The sequence below is a fragment of the Mycobacterium sp. MUNTM1 genome (genome assembly GCF_054660795.1).
Genome location: NZ_BAAGDE010000035.1, coordinates 32706 through 50424 on the forward strand (window position 1 = coordinate 32706; position 17719 = coordinate 50424).

Annotated in this window: 14 protein-coding genes, 1 tRNA gene and 1 pseudogene; 6 read left to right on the top strand and 10 right to left on the bottom strand. The window is 66.4% G+C overall.

Translation table 11 applies throughout. The features are described 5' to 3' along the window. The gene (locus ACYQ8K_RS19255; protein WP_459971453.1) at positions 1-687 is read left to right on the top strand and encodes an aminodeoxychorismate/anthranilate synthase component II; all 687 of its coding nucleotides are present in this window, start codon (positions 1-3) and stop codon (positions 685-687) included. Here ACYQ8K_RS19255 and pknB read toward each other — a convergent pair. The 7 genes from pknB to ACYQ8K_RS19290 form a co-directional block, all read right to left on the bottom strand. Then, complete coding sequence (gene pknB / locus ACYQ8K_RS19260; protein ID WP_459971455.1) at positions 665-2545, bottom strand: Stk1 family PASTA domain-containing Ser/Thr kinase; 1881 nt, start codon at positions 2543-2545, stop codon at positions 665-667. The genes ACYQ8K_RS19255 and pknB overlap by 23 nt on opposite strands. After that, a complete protein-coding gene (locus tag ACYQ8K_RS19265) occupies positions 2542-3825 on the bottom strand; it encodes a serine/threonine-protein kinase (RefSeq protein WP_459971457.1) in 1284 nt (427 codons plus the stop codon). Before ACYQ8K_RS19265 ends, pknB begins: the two co-directional genes overlap by 4 nt. Then, positions 3822-5300, bottom strand: a complete 1479-nt coding sequence (gene pbpA, locus ACYQ8K_RS19270) for a D,D-transpeptidase PbpA (RefSeq protein ID WP_459971459.1) — start codon at positions 5298-5300, stop codon at positions 3822-3824. Before pbpA ends, ACYQ8K_RS19265 begins: the two co-directional genes overlap by 4 nt. Further along, positions 5297-6703, bottom strand: a complete 1407-nt coding sequence (locus ACYQ8K_RS19275; RefSeq protein WP_459971461.1) for an FtsW/RodA/SpoVE family cell cycle protein — start codon at positions 6701-6703, stop codon at positions 5297-5299. Before ACYQ8K_RS19275 ends, pbpA begins: the two co-directional genes overlap by 4 nt. Then, positions 6700-8205 carry a PP2C family protein-serine/threonine phosphatase gene (locus tag ACYQ8K_RS19280; protein WP_459971463.1) on the bottom strand — a complete coding sequence of 502 codons (1506 nt, stop codon included), beginning with the start codon at positions 8203-8205 and terminating at the stop codon, positions 6700-6702. The genes ACYQ8K_RS19275 and ACYQ8K_RS19280 overlap by 4 nt, the downstream gene beginning before the upstream one ends. Then, positions 8202-8669 (bottom strand): FHA domain-containing protein FhaB/FipA, encoded by a 468-nt coding sequence (locus tag ACYQ8K_RS19285; RefSeq protein WP_007771646.1) that lies wholly within the window; start codon positions 8667-8669, stop codon positions 8202-8204. The genes ACYQ8K_RS19280 and ACYQ8K_RS19285 overlap by 4 nt, the downstream gene beginning before the upstream one ends. A gap of 124 nt (positions 8670-8793) precedes the next feature. Then, entirely contained in the window at positions 8794-10410 is a 1617-nt protein-coding gene (locus tag ACYQ8K_RS19290; RefSeq protein WP_459971465.1) for an FhaA domain-containing protein, read from the bottom strand. 253 nt (positions 10411-10663) lie between these two features. Here ACYQ8K_RS19290 and ACYQ8K_RS19295 point away from each other — a divergent pair. Beyond that, positions 10664-10746, top strand: a tRNA-Leu gene (locus ACYQ8K_RS19295). A 300-nt stretch (positions 10747-11046) separates the two neighbouring features. Here ACYQ8K_RS19295 and ACYQ8K_RS19300 read toward each other — a convergent pair. Next, positions 11047-11469 carry a DUF4345 domain-containing protein gene (locus ACYQ8K_RS19300; protein WP_459971466.1) on the bottom strand — a complete coding sequence of 141 codons (423 nt, stop codon included), beginning with the start codon at positions 11467-11469 and terminating at the stop codon, positions 11047-11049. A gap of 204 nt (positions 11470-11673) precedes the next feature. Between ACYQ8K_RS19300 and ACYQ8K_RS19305 the strand changes: the two are divergent. Next, positions 11674-12146 (top strand): annotated as a pseudogene (locus ACYQ8K_RS19305) (recombinase family protein); the annotation flags it as partial. Positions 12147-12167: 21 nt separating this feature from the next. Here ACYQ8K_RS19305 and ACYQ8K_RS19310 read toward each other — a convergent pair. Then, on the bottom strand, positions 12168-12527 hold the full coding sequence (locus ACYQ8K_RS19310; protein ID WP_459971467.1) for a nuclear transport factor 2 family protein: 360 nt from the start codon (positions 12525-12527) through the stop codon (positions 12168-12170). Positions 12528-12553: 26 nt separating this feature from the next. Then, positions 12554-13051 (bottom strand): DinB family protein, encoded by a 498-nt coding sequence (locus ACYQ8K_RS19315; RefSeq protein ID WP_459971469.1) that lies wholly within the window; start codon positions 13049-13051, stop codon positions 12554-12556. A gap of 358 nt (positions 13052-13409) precedes the next feature. On the opposite strand from ACYQ8K_RS19315, the gene mbtM reads away from it, so the two are divergent. From mbtM to ACYQ8K_RS19330, 3 genes are all read left to right on the top strand, one after another. Beyond that, positions 13410-14972 (top strand): long-chain-fatty acid--ACP ligase MbtM, encoded by a 1563-nt coding sequence (mbtM, locus tag ACYQ8K_RS19320; RefSeq protein WP_459971471.1) that lies wholly within the window; start codon positions 13410-13412, stop codon positions 14970-14972. Then, positions 14962-15603 (top strand): GNAT family N-acetyltransferase, encoded by a 642-nt coding sequence (locus ACYQ8K_RS19325; RefSeq protein ID WP_459971473.1) that lies wholly within the window; start codon positions 14962-14964, stop codon positions 15601-15603. Before mbtM ends, ACYQ8K_RS19325 begins: the two co-directional genes overlap by 11 nt. A gap of 180 nt (positions 15604-15783) precedes the next feature. Then, complete coding sequence (locus tag ACYQ8K_RS19330; protein WP_459971475.1) at positions 15784-17718, top strand: putative alpha/beta hydrolase; 1935 nt, start codon at positions 15784-15786, stop codon at positions 17716-17718. The last annotated feature ends 1 nt before the right edge of the window (position 17719 follow it).

Here is a 17719-nt window from a genome sequence, read left to right on the forward strand (position 1 = left end):
ATGCGGATCCTGGTTGTCGACAACTACGACAGCTTCGTGTTCAACCTGGTGCAATACCTCGGTCAGCTGGGTGTGGACGCCGAAGTCTGGCGCAATGACGACACCCGCCTCTCCGACGAGGCCGCCGTGGCGCGCCAGTTCGACGGGGTGTTGCTCAGCCCGGGGCCGGGCACCCCGGAACGCGCGGGCGCGTCGATTCCGATGGTTCGCGCGTGTGCCGCCGAGCGGACCCCCCTGCTCGGCGTCTGCCTCGGACACCAGGCCATCGGCGTCGCCTTCGGCGCCGTCGTCGACCGGGCTCCCGAGCTGCTGCACGGCAAAACCAGCAGCGTCCACCACGGCAATTCCGGTGTGCTGCAAGGACTCCCGGACCCCTTCACGGCGACCCGCTATCATTCGCTGACTATCCTGCCCGAGTCGCTGCCGCCGGTGCTTCAGGTCACCGCCCACACCGAGAGTGGCGTGATCATGGGCGTGCGGCACACCGAACTGCCGATTCACGGCGTCCAGTTCCACCCCGAGTCGATCCTCACCGAGGGCGGCCACCGGATGCTGGCGAACTGGCTCGCCGACTGCGGATGGGAACGCGACGACACGTTGGTGCGCCGGCTCGAGAACGATGTGCACGCCGCGGTGCGACCGTATTTCCCGGCCGACCCGACGGCTACTGACCGAACTTCAGCGTGATGATGCCGTCCCGGTTGACCCCGGAGCCGACCGGCGGGTTCTGATACACCACCCGGTGGGACTGGGAGCCGCCGGCGTCGACGTCGGCGCCCTTGTCCAAGATCCCGGTCCAGCCCAGCGCGCGCAGCCGCGGCTCGGCGTCGGTCCAGAACATGCCGGACAGGTCGGGCATGATGAACTGGTTGCCCTTGGACACCTGCAGCTCGATCACCGAGTCCACTGGAACCGACTGTCCCTTGGGCGGATTGGTGCCGATCACCTCGCCGGCCGGACGCGGGCTGTCCACCTGCACCTGGGTGACCTTGCTGAAGCCGTAGACGGTCAGGTTCTTCTGCGCGATGTCGACGGTCTGGCCGGCGATATCGGGAACCTGCTTGGTCTCCGGCCCCGAACCGACGATGAGGGTGACGACATTGGTGATCGCCGACGTCTGGTTGGCCGGCGGGTTGGTCCCGATCACCTTGCCCAGCAGTTCCGGGGTCGACGGCGAGTTGGCCTGCTTGAACTTGCTGAATCCGGCGGCCTTGAGCTTGGTGACCGCGTCGGAGTAGCTCAGCGAGGACACGTCGGGCACCTCGCGCTGTTCGGGCCCGGTGGAGACGTTGATGGTGATCTCGTCGCCCGCATTGACCGACGCGTTGGCGCCAGGGTCGGTGCCGATGACGTGGTCGGGCGGGATCGTGGAGTCCGGCTTCTGCAGGGTGCGGGTCTTGAAGCCGCGGTTCTGCAGCGCCGCGATGGCATCGGCGGATACCTGCCCGCGCACGTCGGGCACCTGCACGTCGCGGGCGCCGCCGCCGAACGTGTTGAAGGCGATGACGACAACGATCGTCAACACCGCCAGCGCGGCGACCGCGACGATCCAGCGGCCGACCGAGCCGACGCTGCGGTCTTCGCCCGCGTCGGCGAGAACCTGACGCGGCAGCGGATCGGTCCGCGACGGACCGACCGAGCCGGGGCCGGACGACAGCAGCGAGCTCCGGTCGGCGTCGGTGAGCACCTTTGGCGCTTCGGGCTTTTCGCCGTTGTGCACCCGGATCAGATCGGCGCGCATCTCCGCAGCGGTCTGATAACGGTTGTCGGGATTCTTCGCCAACGCCTTGAGCACGACCGCGTCGAGGTCGGCGGAAATGCCCTCGTGCCGCTGCGATGGCGGGACCGGATCTTCCCGAACATGTTGGTAGGCAACGGCAACAGGCGAATCACCCGTGAAAGGTGGCTCGCCAGTGAGGATTTCGTAGAGCACACAGCCCAACGAGTACACGTCGGAACGGGCGTCGACGGTGTCGCCGCGGGCCTGTTCGGGCGAAAGATACTGCGCTGTTCCGATGACCGCGGCGGTCTGGGTGACGCTGTTGCCGCTGTCGGCGATCGCGCGGGCGATGCCGAAGTCCATCACCTTGACCGCATTGGTGGTGCTGATCATGATGTTGGCCGGCTTGACGTCGCGGTGGATGATGCCGTTCTGGTGGCTGAAGTTCAGCGCCTGGCATGCGTCGGCGATGATCTCGATGGCCCGGCGTGGCGGCAGCGGGCCATCGGTGTGCACGATGTCGCGCAGGGTGACGCCGTCGACGTACTCCATGACGATGTAGGGCAGCGGCCCGGTGGGTGTCTCGGCCTCGCCGGTGTCGTAGACCGCGACAATGGACGGGTGATTCAGCGCGGCGGCGTTTTGCGCCTCGCGCCGGAAGCGTAGGTAGAAGCTGGGGTCGCGGGCCAGATCCGCGCGCAGCACCTTGACCGCGACGTCGCGGTGCAAGCGAACGTCGCGGGCCAGGTGGACCTCGGACATACCCCCGAACCCGAGGATCTCGCCCAGTTCGTAACGGTCGGACAGGTGCTGCGGCGTGGTCATTGACGTGTTCCGTGTCGGGCCGGCACGTTGTGCAAGCCGGAGGTCCCTATTGTCCCGTCATCCGGCCAATCGAGTCGCATTTCGGGCCGGGCCCCCAAACCGCTCGGCGTCTTCGTGGGCGGCGGCGCCGTGGCCGGCGGGGTCCCGGTGTCGGTCACCGTCGGTGGCTGTTGCTGCTGGTCGGCCTTCGAATTGATGACGATCAGCACCGCGATGATGATGGCCAGCGCCCCGAGCACACCGGCGGCCCACAGCAGCGCGCGCTGACCCGAGGAGAAGGTACGCCGGGCCGGGGGTGGGCGGTGCCCGCCCGTGGTCGGCCGCGACCGACGGGGCGCCGCGCTGCGGCTCGGCGACACCGCGGCCGCGCGGGTGGTCGGGCTGGACGGAATCGCCGCCGGCGAGGCCCGGCCGGCGGGTGGTGTCGCGCTGGGCCGGGGCGGACGACGACCGGCGCGTACGGCGGCCACGGCGTCGGCGAACGGCCCCCCGCTGCGGTACCGCATCGCGGGGTTCTTCACCAGCGTGATCTCGATGAGTTCGCGCACGTTGGGCGGCAGCTCGGCGGGCAGCGGCGGCGGCGGTTCCTTGATGTGCTTCATCGCCACCGTCAGTGCGCCATCGCCGGTGAACGGCCGCTTGCCCGAAACAACCTCGTAGCCAACCACTCCCAGCGAGTACACGTCGCTGGACGGGGTGGCGTCGTGGCCCAGGGCCTGCTCGGGGGCGATGTATTGGGCGGTGCCCATCACCATCCCGGTCTGGGTCACCGGCGCGGCGTCGACGGCCTTGGCGATACCGAAGTCGGTGATCTTCACCTGGCCGGTCGGGGTGATCAAGATGTTCCCCGGTTTGACGTCGCGGTGCACCAGGCCGGCGGCGTGGGCGACCTGCAGCGCGCGGCCGGTCTGCTCGAGCATGTCCAGGGCGTGCCGCAGCGACAGCCGGCCGGTGCGCTTGAGCACCGAGTTCAGCGGCTCGCCGTTGACCAGCTCCATCACCAGATAGGCGGTCCGGCCTTCCCCGTCCAGCTGGCTTTCGCCGTAGTCGTGGACGGCCGCAATGCCGGGGTGGTTGAGCATCGCGGTGGTACGCGCCTCGGCGCGGAACCGTTCAATGAACTCGGGATCCTGCGAGAACTCCTGCTTGAGCACCTTGACCGCGACGCGTCGGCCCAGCCGGCTGTCTACCGCCTCCCACACCTGACCCATGCCGCCGGTGGCGATCAGGCGCTGTAGGCGGTACCTGCCAGACAGCGTCACACCAACTCGCGGGCTCATGGTCCTCCCTGTAGCGCGGCCTGGATCACAGCCCGTCCGATCGGCGCGGCGAGTGCACCCCCCGTCGCGGACAGGCGGTCGGCGCCATTCTCCACCAACACCGCCACAGCGACCTTCGGGGTCTGTGCGGGCGCGAAAGCGATGTACCACGCGTGCGGCGGGGTGTGCCGCGGATCGCTGCCATGCTCTGCGGTACCAGTCTTAGATGCGATCTGCACGCCGGGAATGGCCCCTTTCTGCTGTGCGACCTTCTCGGCGCCGACCATCAGCTCTGTTAGCTTAGCGGCGACCTGCGGCGACACGGCGCGCCGCTGCTCATACGGTGCCGTGGTGCTGATCGTGGTCAGGTCTGGCCCCTTGAGGCTGTCGATCAGGTAGGGCTGCATCGTCACCCCATCGTTCGCGATGGTCGCGGCGATTTCGGCGTTCTGCAGGGGTGTCATCGCGACATCTTTCTGGCCGATGCTCGACATTCCCAGCGCCGCGGCGTCCGGGATGATCCCCACGGTCGACTCCGCGACCTGCAGCGGGATCACGCTGGGCGCGCTGTCCAGCCCGAACGAGCGCGCCATGTTGCGCAGCGCGTCGGACCCGGTGAGCATCCCGAGCTGGACGAATGCGGTGTTGCAGGACAGGGCGAAGGCCTGCCGCAGCGACACCGTCGGCTCGTTTCCACACGATTCCCCACCGTAGTTCTCCAAGGTTGCCGTGCTGTTGGGCAGCGGGATGGAGGACGCGGCCGTCAGCTGCTCGGTGTCGGAGGCCCCGGCCTGCAGCGCGGCCGCGGTGGTGATCACCTTGAAGGTGGACCCGGGCGGGTACGTCTCCGAGATCGCGCGGTTGGTCAGCGGATTGTTCGGGTCATCGCGCAGCTTCTGCCACGCCTGCGCCTGCACGTCGGGATCGTGCGACGACAGCAGGTTGGGGTCATAGGACGGCGAGGACACCATCGCCAAGATCTTGCCGGTCGACGGCTCGAGTGCGACGACGGCGCCTTTGCACGGCGGACCGCCGCAGCCCTGTTCCATCGCGTCCCAGGCGGCGCGCTGGACGCGCGGCTTGATCGTGGTGTCGACGTTCGCGCCGCGCGGGTCGCGGCCGGTGAAGAAGTCGGCCAGCCGCCGCCCGAACAGCCGCTCGTCGGAGCCGTTCAACAGCGGATCTTCGGCGCGTTCCAGGCCGGTGCTGGAATACCGCAGCGAATAGAAGCCGGTGACGGGCGCGTACTCCTCCGGGTTGGGGTAGACGCGCAGGAAGCGGTAGCGGTTGTCGGTGGCGGCCGAATAGGCCAGCAGCTGGCCGCCGGCCACGATCTGGCCGCGCTGGCGCGAATACTCGTCGAGCAGGACCCGCTGGTTGCGCGGGTCGGCACGCAGCGAGTCGGCGGCGAAGACCTGCGTCATCGTGGCGTTGATCAACAGCAACACGATCAGCGCCATCACGGTCACCGAGATCCGGCGCAGAGAGGTGTTCATACTTTTTCGATCACCTCTGTGCTGGCCGCCGCGATCGGCGGCTTGCGGGTGCGGCTGCGCAGGGGCCGACGAGCGCTGTGCGAGATGCGCACCAGGATGGCCAGCAGCACGTAGTTCGCCAGCAGGGACGAGCCGCCGTAAGACATCCACGGCGTGGTCAGCCCGGTCAGCGGAATGAGCTGGGTTACCCCACCGACGACGATGAACAGCTGAAGGGCCAGCGTCGACGCCAGGCCCGCGGCCAGCAACTTGCCGAAGCTGTCGCGGGTGGCGATCGCCGTGCGCAGGCCCCGCACGATCACGATGGTGTAGAGCATCAGGATGCTGGCCAGGCCCACCAGCCCCAGTTCTTCGCCGAAGGCGGCGATGATGAAGTCGGTCGATGCGGCCGGCACCGTGTCGGGCTGGCCGTTACCCAGGCCGGTCCCGAAGATCCCGCCGGTGGCAAAACTGAAGAGCGACTGGACAATCTGGTAGCCGCTGCCGTCGGGGTCGGAGAACGGGTCCCACCACATCTGCACGCGGACCCGGACGTGGGCGAAAATGTAATACGCGACAACGCTTCCCGCGACGAACAGGACTAGGCCGATCCCCACCCAGCTGAAGCGTTGGGTGGCGAGGTAGACCACCACCAGAAATGACGTGTACAGCAATAGCGATGTGCCGAGGTCTTTTTCGAAGGCCATCACCCCGACCGAGATCACCCACGCCGCCAGCAGGGGCGCGAGGTCGCGCGGCCGGGGCAGGGTGAGTCCCATGAAATGCTTACCCACGCTGGTGAACAGGCCGCGCTTGGCGATCAACACCGCGGAGAAAAAGATCAGCAGCAGGATCTTGGAGAACTCGGCGGGCTGAATTGAGAAGCCGGGCAAGCGAATCCAGATCTTGGCGCCGTTCTGCTCGGACAGCGATGCCGGCAGCAGGGCGGGGATCACCAGAAAGACCAGGCCGACCAGTCCGCAGATGTAGCCGTAGCGCGCCAGTTGGCGATGGTCTTTCAGGAACGTGACCACCAGCGAAAAGGTCACCACGCCGATCAGGGTCCACAGCATCTGCTGGGTCGCGCTGGGGTGGTGCCGTCCGCTGAGCTGATTGGTGACCAGGTCGAGCCGGTGAATCATCACCAGGCCAAGACCGTTGAGCAACGCCACGATCGGCAACAGCAGCGGATCGGTGTAAGGCGCGAAGCGCCGGATGGCCATGTGCGCCGACCCGAAGACGACGAGGAAGACCAGCCCGTAGCTGATCGCGTTCCAATGCAGATCGCGCTCTTGATTGGCTTCGACGATCAGCAGCGCGGCGACGGTGATCAGTGAGGCGAAGACCAGCAGCAGCAACTCGGCATTGCGCCGGGTAGGCAACGGGGGCGTGACCGCGACCGGCGGCTGGAGTTGGGTCGTCATGCCACCGTCCGGCAATCGATGCCCGGTTGAAGTGGCGGCCCGGGAAGCGCGGTGACTGTCTGCGACGTGGTCGTCGGACCTGCCGGCGCAGAGTTCGCGGGGCCATTGGCGCTCGTGCTCGGTGCGGGGGTGGCGCTCGAAGAGGTGGTCGGTGGTGCGGGCGATGCTGTGGTGCCGGGTTCTGTTGTTCCGCTGCGGGTGCCCGGCGCGCCGGGCGGAGACGTCGCGCGCGGGGGCGGACAAATCGGCAACAGATACTCGGCCAGAAGCTGCCGCAGTTGCGACTCGGCCTGGTCCAGGCTGCCGCCCGGCAGTCCGGTTTGAACCTGCACTTGTCCGGGCCGGCGCAGATCTTGCAGCGTCATCGGCTGGCAGTTGGGGTGGCCGCTGGATTGCCCGTAGCTGATCAGGGAGAGCTCGTTGCGGGTGTTGAGGCAGCCCACCAGGTAGGGCTCCTGCAAGGGGATGCCCAGCAGGGTGCCCTGGATGCCGCGGACGATGGAGATCCTGCCGCTGTATTCCGCGACGTAGTAGTTGCGTTGGATGACCCACCATCCGACGGTGAGGCCAGCGAACACCAGCAGCACCGCCAGGCCGACGGCCAGGTACATCTTCCGGCGCGACCAGCGCGGCCGATTCGGTGTCTCCGGTTGCGGCGCAACGCGTTTAGCGGATTCGTCGCGGGGCCGAATAGCCGAGGCGCGGCCGGCCGAGGTGTTGGGCAGGGTCATCTGATCCTCGTCGCCCGACACCGCGCCGGCGAGAATCGGCTGGGTCTGCCCGTAGTCGTAGTCGACGACGTCGGCGACCACGACGGTCACGTTGTCCGGGCCGCCGCCGCGCAGCGCCAACTCGATGAGGCGATAGGCCGCCTCGGCGACATCGGGGATCTGCAGGGCCTCCAGGATGGTCTCGTCGCTCACCGGATCCGATAACCCGTCGGAGCAGAGCAGATAGCGGTCTCCGGCGCGCGCCTCGCGCATGGTCAGCGTCGGCTCGACCTCGTGGCCGGTGAGCGCCCGCATGATCAACGACCGCTGCGGGTGGCTGTGAGCCTCTTCCCGGGTGATGCGGCCTTCATCGACCAGGGTCTGGACGAACGTGTCGTCCTTGGTGATCTGAGTCAGCTCCCCGTCGCGCAACAGGTAGCCGCGCGAGTCGCCGATGTGCACCATCCCGATGCGGTCGCCCGCGAACAGGATCGCGGTGAGGGTGGTGCCCATCCCCTCCAGCTCGGGCTCGGCCTCCACCTGTGCGGCGATGGCCGCGTTGCCGGAGCGCACCGCGTTGTCGAGCTTGGCCAGCAGGTCGCCGCCGGGTTCGTCGTCGTCGAGGTGGGCCAGCGCGGCGATCACCAGTTGGGATGCCACCTCGCCGGCGGCGTGACCACCCATGCCGTCGGCGAGCGCGAGCAGCCGTGCCCCGGCATAGACAGAATCTTCGTTGTTGGCGCGCACCAGGCCGCGATCACTCCGCGCGGCGTATCGCAGGACCAGGGTCACGGGCGCAACTCAATCGCCGTTTTGCCGATTCGAATCGGTGTTCCGATCGGAACTCGTACCGCAGTCGTCACCTTCGCCCTGTCAAGGTAAGTGCCGTTGGTCGATCCTAGATCCTCGACGTACCACTCCGAGCCGCGCTGCGACAGCCTGGCGTGCCGCGTCGAGGCGTAGTCGTCGGTCAGCACCAGCGTGGAGTCGTCGGCCCTACCGATCAACACCGGCTGTCCGCTCAGCGTGATGCGCCCGCCGGCCAGTGCGCCCTCGGTGACCACCAGGTAGCGGGCCGCGTGCCGGCGCTGGCGCGACGGAAGCAGCGTGCTGCGCAGCGCCAGACCCCGTCGCACCATGACGGCACCGGTGGGCGCGTAGATGTCGGTCCGCAGGATACGCAGCACGGACCAGATGAATACCCACAGCAGCATTAAAAATCCGGCGCGCGTCAGCTGCAGTACCAGTCCCTGCATCTGGCGTCCTTTCCGTCCTAGCGTCGCATCCCTGGCGCCCGTGACTCCGAGCACATCGGCTACGTCACGATACTTGGACGGCGGACGACACGGGGCGAAGCACGGCAGCGTTAAGCCCAGTGGCTTAGTGGATCCGGACGATGATCTCCGAATGGCCCAAGCGGATCACGTCGCCGTCGGCCAATTGCCACTCCTGGATCGGTGCGTTGTTCACCGTGGTGCCGTTGGTCGAGTTCAAATCTGACAGCAGCGCGACCTGTCCGTCCCAGCGGATTTCGAGGTGACGCCGTGATACCCCCGTGTCGGGCAACCGGAACTGGGCGTCTTGCCCGCGGCCCACGATGTTGGAGCCCTCGCGCAGCTGGTAGGTGCGGCCGCTGCCGTCGTCGAGCTGGAGGGTGATGGTGGTTCCGCCGGCGCCGTAGCCGCCCTGGTCGTAACCGCCATAACCACCCGGCTGGCCGTAGTCGGCCTGCTGCCCGTAGTCGGCCTGTTGGCCGTAGTCCGCCTGTTGGCCGTACTCGTACTCGGGGCTGGCGGTATCGGGGTAACCCCCGGCCTGGCCGCCGTATGTTCCGCCCTGCACGTGCTCCGAGTACTGGGTGTACTCGGCGGAACCGTAGTCCGGGCGGCCGTATCCGCCCTGTTGGTAGCCCTGGTCGTAACCGCCGCCCTGCTCGGGATAGCTGGGTCGCTGTTCGGGCGGGGCGTAGCCGCCCTCGTCCGGGCGGGCCGGACCGCGGCCGTAGTCGCCGTATCCGCCGTAGCCCTGCTGACCGCCACCCTGCTGACCGCCGGGCGGGCCGTAGCCGCCACCCTGGCGGTACCCCTGGTCGTAGCCTTGACCGCCGTAGCCGCCGGGAGCGGGCGGACGCTGCTCATACGACTGCGGATAGCCGCCCTGTCCCTGCTCGGGGTAGCCGCGCTGGCCTTGATAGCCCTGCTGCGGGGGGTAGCCGCCCTGACCTGGTTGATCGGGGTAGCCGCGTTGATCCGGGTAGCCCTGCTGCGGGGGGTAGCCGCCGCCGTGCCCTTGGTCGGGGTAGCCGCCCTGCTCCGGGTAGCCACCCTGCTCGTGTTGATGAGGCGGCGGGTAGCCCTGCTGAGGCGGGTAGCCCTGCTGCTCGGGTGGATATCCACCCCGCTGGTCGGGTGCTCCCTGCGGGTCCGGGCCACCGCGCGCGTCGTCCTGCGGACGCCCGTAGCGGTCGTCGTAGTACTCGTCGCCGGATCGCCCCGGCCCCTGAGCCCCGCGGTAGCCAGAATTGTCAGTCATTGGTGCTACTCCTCGTTCTTCGCCGAACGCGTTATTTGATTGTGGCCGGACGGCGTCGTCGACCGTCGGGCGGGGCTGGACATCGGGGTTGACAGCACCGCGGGCGCGGTACTGGCCGGTGCGCAGGTTCGACGACTGGTCGAACCGAACGACCACCTCACCATACGTTTGCCACCCCTGTTCGTGGATGTAGTCAGCCAAGTACCTCGCGAAAGCGCTCGACGTGAGATCCGAATCGGCGCTCACCTTCTCGAAGTCGTGCATACCGAGGGTAATGATGTATTCGTTGGGGGCCAAAAGGCGATTTCCGTGCAGCTTCTGAACACCGTCCCGCGCTTCGCGGCATAACAGGGCTTCGACCTCCTGCGGAACGATCGATCCACCGAAGACCCGGGCGAAGGCGTTGTCTACCGTCGCCTCGAGTTTCCGCTCGATCCGCGCAACCAGCCCCCGTTGGCTACTCATGTCCTACCGTTCGTGTGCACTTGCCATCAGGTATTGCCGTTGGACGGCAAACGAATCACCCGGGTGCCGAATCACTTCCGCATGGTATCGGGATACCGCATGGCCGCGGCACTTTCGAAATTGTGAGAATTGCATCGGCGCAGTTCAGACGGGTGCGAGCCGACCGGTGCACGGGGTGATAAGGCTTCCGGGCCCACCTCGGCGGTTCGGGGATTCGGCCATTAGAGTGATATGGTCCATCGGTTGTTTTTCCGGGCGAGTGGCGGAATGGCAGACGCGCTGGCTTCAGGTGCCAGTGTCCTTCGGGACGTGGGGGTTCAAGTCCCCCTTCGCCCACACTGAGCGGTTCTACGAACGGCGGCACGAAAGGTCACGAACTCGAAAGAGGTCGTGACCTTTCGGTTTGGTGGACCAAGCCCTCGCGCCGTGTTGCGAAGCAAGTCGAGGGGGGCCTCGGAGCGCAAATCCCGGAATCGACCCCTCCCCAAATCCGGTCTGGTCTAGTTAAGGTGCGGCCACACTGGACAGCGAAGTACGGCGATTCGGGAGATCAGGTTTGAGCAAGCTGGGTAACTTCGTCTGGGGTATCGCCGACCAGCTGTGCAAGCCGTCGCGTTTCTAGAGAATTTGGACGGTTCAGTTCTTGTCTTGCGCAACGTTCCTCTCATGCGCAACGCGGGACTGCCACACCATCACGGCGGGGACGCCCACAAGTTCCAATGCTGTCGCAGCGACAAAGGCCGGGTGCGGCCGACCCGCGGTTCGCCATGACACGAGTCGGGCCAGTCCGCCGACGAAGACCACGGCAGTCAAACGCCTGATGAATCCGGTGTGCTCTTCAATGCGTGGGATGGCGGCCCAGATGGCTGGTGCGGTGGCAAACCAGAATGCGTTGACAAACCGGTATTCGCTATCCGCGCTCGCGCCTAGCTGGCTGTTGTCACTCGGCAGGCTCTTCGTCCCGAGCAGCATTCCTGACAATCCAGAGAGAAACGGGATTACCGAAAGTACAGCGAGGGTTGCCTGTAGCCCTCGTCGGCCACCATCGTATGAGCCCATGTCTCTAGTGAAGCACTACTACATCGCGTAGTCGATGTTTGCGAATGCGCGACAACAGATCGCCGTCTCGAACGTAGCGAAACGAGACACCACCACGGGCTCCACTCCCCTGCCGGTTAGCCGCAGGTCGTGGTGTCTCGTTCCTTGTCCCACACCGCGTGTCTCGAAACCTTACTGTCGGGGAGCAGTGAGACAGTCATCGCTATGACAGCGATCCTGGGCCACGCACGAGTCAGCACCACCAACCAAGACCGCGACGCACAGCTCTCAACGCTGACCGCGGCCGGCGTCACCGCCAGCCGCTTTTGACTGACACGTTCTCCGGGTCGGCCAACGCCGCCCGCCCGGGGCTGGCCGCGATGCTGGACTAAGCCCGCGCCGACGACATCGTCGTGGTCACCGCCATCGACCGCCTTGGCCGCTTGGTCGCCGAAGTCACCCGCACCATCGCCGAACTCGGTGAGCGCCGAATCCTGTTGCGCGCCTTGCGCGAAGGAATAGACACCGCCACCTCGACCGGCCGCGCGGTAGCAGCGATCATGGCCACCCTCGCCGAACTTGAGCTCGAGCTTGGGTGGGAGCGCCGCGCCGCAGCTCGCGAATCTCGCCATCGCCGTCAACTGCCGGCGACCAAGCCGCACAAACTGTCCCTCGCCCGGCAAGATGCGGCGACCGGGTGGGGTGGGCGTGGCGGAGCGTTACGAGTCGGCAAGGCGATACGTTCCGTGGCCCTCGATGACCGCGTCGTCGCGGAAGATCAAGACCTCGTTGACCGAGTCGCCATTCTGGTTGCGGTAAGCGATGACGATCGTGTCGATGCCTTGGTAGACGCCCTCAACGGAGAACCGCAGATCCGGAATGCGTGCGACGGCCTCGGTCCAGTATCGCCGCAGCGCGGCCTTGCCGCGGACCACGCCGTTTGTATCCGGGAAGAGTTTGGCGGCCACCGGCGACGTGAACACGACGTTGTCATGGAAGTCGGCGAGAACAGCCTCGACGTCGTGAGCGTTCCAGTTGCGCACCCACCGTTCGCTGAACGCGACCGCATCGACATTCATGCCGGCACTGTAGCGCCGGCTCTGGCTCATAGCTGGCGGCGAATGTCGAGGAGATGGTGCTGCAATTCATGTGCGGTGTGCACGGCAACCCAGCGCAACGACCGCTCACTCGTCTCGGGATAGTGATAGACCACCGTGCGCTCCCAGTCCTCGTCGGCGAGCCGTGCCAGGACATTGCTGAATAGTGTTGCCGCATCACTGAGTTGGCGGGCCACCGCGAGGGGATCTTGCTCGTTGTAGCCGTCGTGCTCGGCACGCTCCTCGCGACCCATGGCCGCGCAGTCGGCGCCGTTGACGCGCCGCGCCGCGAGCACCCGTTCCCGTTGCACGAGCAGCACATCGCGCAGATGGCAGCCGTACTCGAGCGGAGACCACACGTCGGGTCGCGGTCGCAGCCGCACGGCGATGTCACTATTGCACAGAAGCGCAACGACTTCGGCGGACACGGCGCGGACATCGTCGCCGGCGCTAGCGGCTCGTCGCAGGTCATAGGTGAAACCGCATCCCGCGCAGGGCTCTGTCACGGAACCATCATTTCAGACTGTTCCTATGCATCGCGTGGAAATCGATGTACATGCGAGGGCACTGTGGGAGCCACGAAAGTTGTTGTGGCAGCGATGAATAGACAACCCGGTGCTCGTCGCAGTGGATGCGCGCACAAACGAGGGAAAGGCCGGCTATGCGGTGACGCAACCCACACCTATGCGATGAGGGTAGCCTTACCTAAATAGAGACGGTATGGTCGCGGCACATGACCTCCTCCCATCCCTCTGTGCCCCGCACCGTCGACGATCAGTTGGTCAGCTTCCTTCACAACAGCCCAGACCTGGGGTCCGAAGGAGGCACTGGGACAACGCGTTTGAGTGACGCAGGAGTCCGCGCGTGAGCGTCCTCGCCGCCGCGATGCGCGAGGCGATGACCCGATCGCCGCATGACTTGGTGGTGTTGGACAAAGAAACCGACCAGTGGACGGCGCGTCCCTGGCCGGAGGTGCACGGGTTGGCCGAACGCATCGCGACGCGTCTGCTGCAGCAGGACCGCGTCGGAGCCGTCGGGCTCGTCGGTGAGCCGACGGTCGAGCTGATCGCCGCCATCCAAGGCGCGTGGCTGGCGGGCGCGGCGGTGTCGATCCTCCCGCGCCCCCGACGTGGCGCCGACCCGACTGAATGGGCGCGCAGCACGATGGCTCGGTTCAGCGGAATCGGAGTCAGCATGGTCCTCAGCCACGGGGCTACCCTGCGTCTCCTTGGCGAGGTCGAAGCGGCGCCGGCCGTGTGCGGCCTGGTCGACGTCGCGCGTACCCCGGCGTCGAATGACCTTCGGATTCCGCGTGATTCAGAGGCCGCGATCCTGCAGGGAACCGCCGGCTCGACGGGTGATCCGCGGACGGCGGTCCTGTCACCGTCCGCGGTGTTAAACAACATGCGCGGCATCGGTGAGCGGCTGCAGCTCGACGGTGCGTCCGACCGGGGCTGTTCGTGGCTGCCGATCTATCACGACATGGGATTGGCTTTCCTGCTGACGTGCGTTCTGCGGGGGATGCCCGTGTGGCAGGCGCCGACGGGCGCCTTCTCCGCGGCGCCCCTTCGTTGGGCGGAGTGGCTTTCTGTCAGCGCGGCGACGTTCACGGCCGGGCCGAATTTCGGGTACGCCACGCTCGGACGCTTCTCGGGGCGCGTGTCGGACGTCGATCTGGGACCACTTCGCATTGCGATCAACGGTGGAGAACCCGTTGACTGCGAGGGATTCCAGCAGTTCGCGACGGCGATGGCGCCGTTCGGGTTTCGGGCCTCGGCGGCGACCCCCGCCTACGGGATGGCCGAGTCGACCTGCGCCGTCACCATGCCCGACTGCGCAGACGGATTGCGCATCGACGAGCGCACCGAATCCGGGAGCCGCCAGAAGTATGCGCTGTTGGGGCGGCCGATCCCCGGCATGGAGTTACGAATAAGCCCGGCCGAGAACAGCTCCGACGGTCGCATCGGAGAAGTCGAAGTCCGTGGGACCTCAATGATGACGCGCTATTTCGGCGACGCCGGCGCCGCACCGGGTCTCGATGCGGGGTGGTTTCGTACCGGAGACATCGGCTACCTGGTTGACGGCGAGCTGGTCATCTGTGGTCGCTCCAAGGAGGTCATCACCATCGCCGGTCGCAACATCTTCCCCACCGAAATCGAACAGGTGGCAGGCCAAGTCGACGGTGTGCGGCAAGGCGCAGTGGTTGCGGTCGGGTCCGAATCCGGGGTCGCCCAGTCCCGGTTGCTCATCGCTGCGGAGTTCCTGGGTTCGGACCACGATGTGACCCGCAGCGCGGTCATCAAACGGGTCATCTCGGTGTGCGGCGTGACGCCGGCCGACGTCGTCTTGATGCCACCCGGATCACTGCCACGCACGTCGTCCGGCAAGCTCAGGCGACTTGAGGTGGGCCGCCAGCTTGCCACCTGAGGCCGGCGGTACCACCGGCGTGCCCGCAACCGCACTCCCGCGCGAGCTCACGGATATCTCCGAGGCTGTCCGCACCGTTGCGCCTCCGCCGATTCCGGAATTGTTGTCGCCGAGCCAGATTCGCGTCGCCGACCCCGACGGGCCGGACGCGGAAATGGTGGCGGAGTGGATGAACCGGCCACATCTGGCCGCGACCTGGGAGTACGACTGGCCGGTGGCCCGCTGGCGCAACCACTTGCGCGCCCAGGTCGACGGCACGTACTCGCGGCCGCTCATCCTCAGCATCAACGGGGTGGATCGCGCCTATATGGAGATCTACCGGGCCGCCAAGGATTCCATCGCGCGCCGCTACGACAGCCACCCGTACGATTTGGGACTGCACGGGGCCCTCGCCGACGAGCAACTGCTGAACCGTGGTCTGGGGCCCCTGATACTGCGCAAGGTCGTCGCCGGCGTTTTCGCCATTGAGCCCGCGTGCCAACGGATCATGTTCGACCCGGACTATCGCAACACGACGGTGCGTCGGATCTGCGAGTTTCTGGGTTGCGAATTTCTCGGTGAACACGACATGCCGAACCGGCGCATGGCGCTGTACGCGCTGGAGCGCGACCGATGCGGAGGGCTGAGCTAGGCACCACGGAAAGACAGCATCGCTGCGTGGTGAATTGACGGGTGTGCCCTTGTCAGTACCCTTATGTGCAGCTCAGGAGGGTTGGGAATGCGCATTGACGTGGAATGCCTGCGTCGACGCGAATGTGCACCAGACCGGCCGCGGTGAGATGCGCATCGCCAGTCAGCCATCGATGGTGTCATGGGACTTCCCTATATAGATGAGAGGGCGCTGGTCGCGGAAGCCGGCGGCGACCCCTGGGCGATCAATGCGAGCCTGCAGGCTGGCAGCCCGTTGCAGATTTCAAATTTAGCCCGGGCCTTTCATCGGGCGGGTCGATGCACTGCCGAGGCCGACAACGCTTTCCAGCAAGCCCGCAGCCGCTTCGAGGCCGCCTGGAATCACCAGGATGGCGGCCATCCCATTAACGACTCCGCAGAAGTGCAGCGGATCGTGAAATCCCTTGGAGCGCAGTCGTTACAGCTGCCCAAGATCGGAGCGGACCTGGAGAACATCGCCGCGGCATTGGCGGACGCACAAAAGGCAGGCGCGGCGCGGATCGCAGCCCTGGATTCGCAGTTGAAGAGCATCTCGGACTCGGTCGTCCAGGCCGTCAACCTGTTGAACAACGACAAAAGCCTCACCGCCGCGGACAAGGACGCGGTGCATGCGTTCATCAACACATGTGAAGACGACGCCCTACGGGACACCAAGGCCGCGCTGGCTGCACTGCAGTCGATTCGCAACGGCTATTCCGACGGCCTTCAGAAATCGCTGGATAGCCTTCATGCCGAAGGGTACGACGGTGCGCCCCTCCATGGCGCCGACGCTGACGGTGTCGCTCCGCCGTCGCCCGCCCAACAAGCTGCACTGGCGGAGATCCGCCAAGTCATCACACAGGCGGTGGCGGACCAGCTGGCCAAGGTACGCGCTGCGCGGGACGCTCTCAATAAGGCCGCGGCCGACGCGTACACCCACGGCCCAGGGTCACCGGAAGCCGAGGCCGCCAATGCCAGGCTGCCCAAGCTCAAGGATGATCTTGCGAAGGCTCTCGACGACCTGCGCAAGATACCCGACTACACCGGCGTCGATCCCGCGTCGGTGAGCATCACCCCCGACGGGCATTTCATGTTCACCTACAACGACAAGGGACAGCCCGTACAGGTCACCGGCCAGCTGAAGAACGGAACGGGCGAGTTCTTCGACCAGGCCACCGGCACCTACTACAGCTTCAACGGCGGCAAGTTGACCGGCATGCGCACACCGGATCCCGGGCAAGTGGAAGCCACCCCCGAACCGCTTTGGACCGCCATCACCCTGGCGGTCGGGGGGCCGGGGCTGAAGGCTGGCGGGGAGGCGGTTTTACAAGGCGCGAAGGCGCTATTCGGCCGAGAAGCGTTTGAGGGCCTGACGTCCGAAAGCCTGACGGCCAGTGGCATGACCGGGCCAGAGTTGCGTGCCGCACTGGCCGGGGCGGATCCCCCTCCGCACGGTGCTCCAGGGATTGGAGGTGAGCCCGTCCCCGGCACGCATCCTCTTGAGCCGCCTCCGGTCGAGCACGCTCCGCCGGCCGAGCACACGCCGCCGGCCGACGTACCCGGCGAGCACGCGCCGGCTGGGCCTCATGTCCCTGCGTTGCCGGACCGCCCACCACCGCTACCGCCGGATCACCCGCCGCCGCCACCACTTGCCTCAGACCACCCACTGTTCGACGGATACCATCCGGTCGAGCCGGGCCCGGAATTCACCCATCCTGACGGTCGCCTGCGATATCCGGACGACACGCTGCCGACCAAGCCGTACGCGGTTCCCGGCACTGTCGTTCCCGACGCCCATCTCACCCCGGGCTCCATTCTCAGCCGATTCGGCAATCCGGGGGGTGCGTATATGGCTCCCGAGGGGACACCGTTTGCTCAACTTTCGTTGCCGCCGGGAAGCGCTGCCCAACCCTTCTACCAATACGTAGTGGAAGATCCGTCTGCCCTGCCTCCTGGTTGGCATATAGAGGAATCGGAGGCAGCGCCGTGGTTCCATCAACCCGGTGGAGGTCAGCAATACCGAATTATCAAACCGGATGGCACAAGTGGTACCGTGGAACAGCTGGAACGTTTTGGCGTAGTGCTGCGGATACGGTGAG

What these genes read in the sequence shown, in the direction of transcription:
- pknB (WP_459971455.1), bottom strand. Translation starts at nt 2,545, where the DNA reads ATGACCACGCCGCAGCACCTGTCCGACCGTTACGAACTGGGCGAGATC.
- pbpA (WP_459971459.1), bottom strand. Translation starts at nt 5,300, where the DNA reads ATGAACACCTCTCTGCGCCGGATCTCGGTGACCGTGATGGCGCTGATC.
- ACYQ8K_RS19255 (WP_459971453.1), top strand. Translation starts at nt 1, where the DNA reads ATGCGGATCCTGGTTGTCGACAACTACGACAGCTTCGTGTTCAACCTG.
- ACYQ8K_RS19300 (WP_459971466.1), bottom strand. Translation starts at nt 11,469, where the DNA reads ATGGGCTCATACGATGGTGGCCGACGAGGGCTACAGGCAACCCTCGCT.
- ACYQ8K_RS19330 (WP_459971475.1), top strand. Translation starts at nt 15,784, where the DNA reads ATGGGACTTCCCTATATAGATGAGAGGGCGCTGGTCGCGGAAGCCGGC.
- ACYQ8K_RS19285 (WP_007771646.1), bottom strand. Translation starts at nt 8,669, where the DNA reads ATGCAGGGACTGGTACTGCAGCTGACGCGCGCCGGATTTTTAATGCTG.
- ACYQ8K_RS19265 (WP_459971457.1), bottom strand. Translation starts at nt 3,825, where the DNA reads ATGAGCCCGCGAGTTGGTGTGACGCTGTCTGGCAGGTACCGCCTACAG.
- ACYQ8K_RS19310 (WP_459971467.1), bottom strand. Translation starts at nt 12,527, where the DNA reads ATGAATGTCGATGCGGTCGCGTTCAGCGAACGGTGGGTGCGCAACTGG.
- ACYQ8K_RS19275 (WP_459971461.1), bottom strand. Translation starts at nt 6,703, where the DNA reads ATGACGACCCAACTCCAGCCGCCGGTCGCGGTCACGCCCCCGTTGCCT.
- ACYQ8K_RS19290 (WP_459971465.1), bottom strand. Translation starts at nt 10,410, where the DNA reads ATGAGTAGCCAACGGGGGCTGGTTGCGCGGATCGAGCGGAAACTCGAG.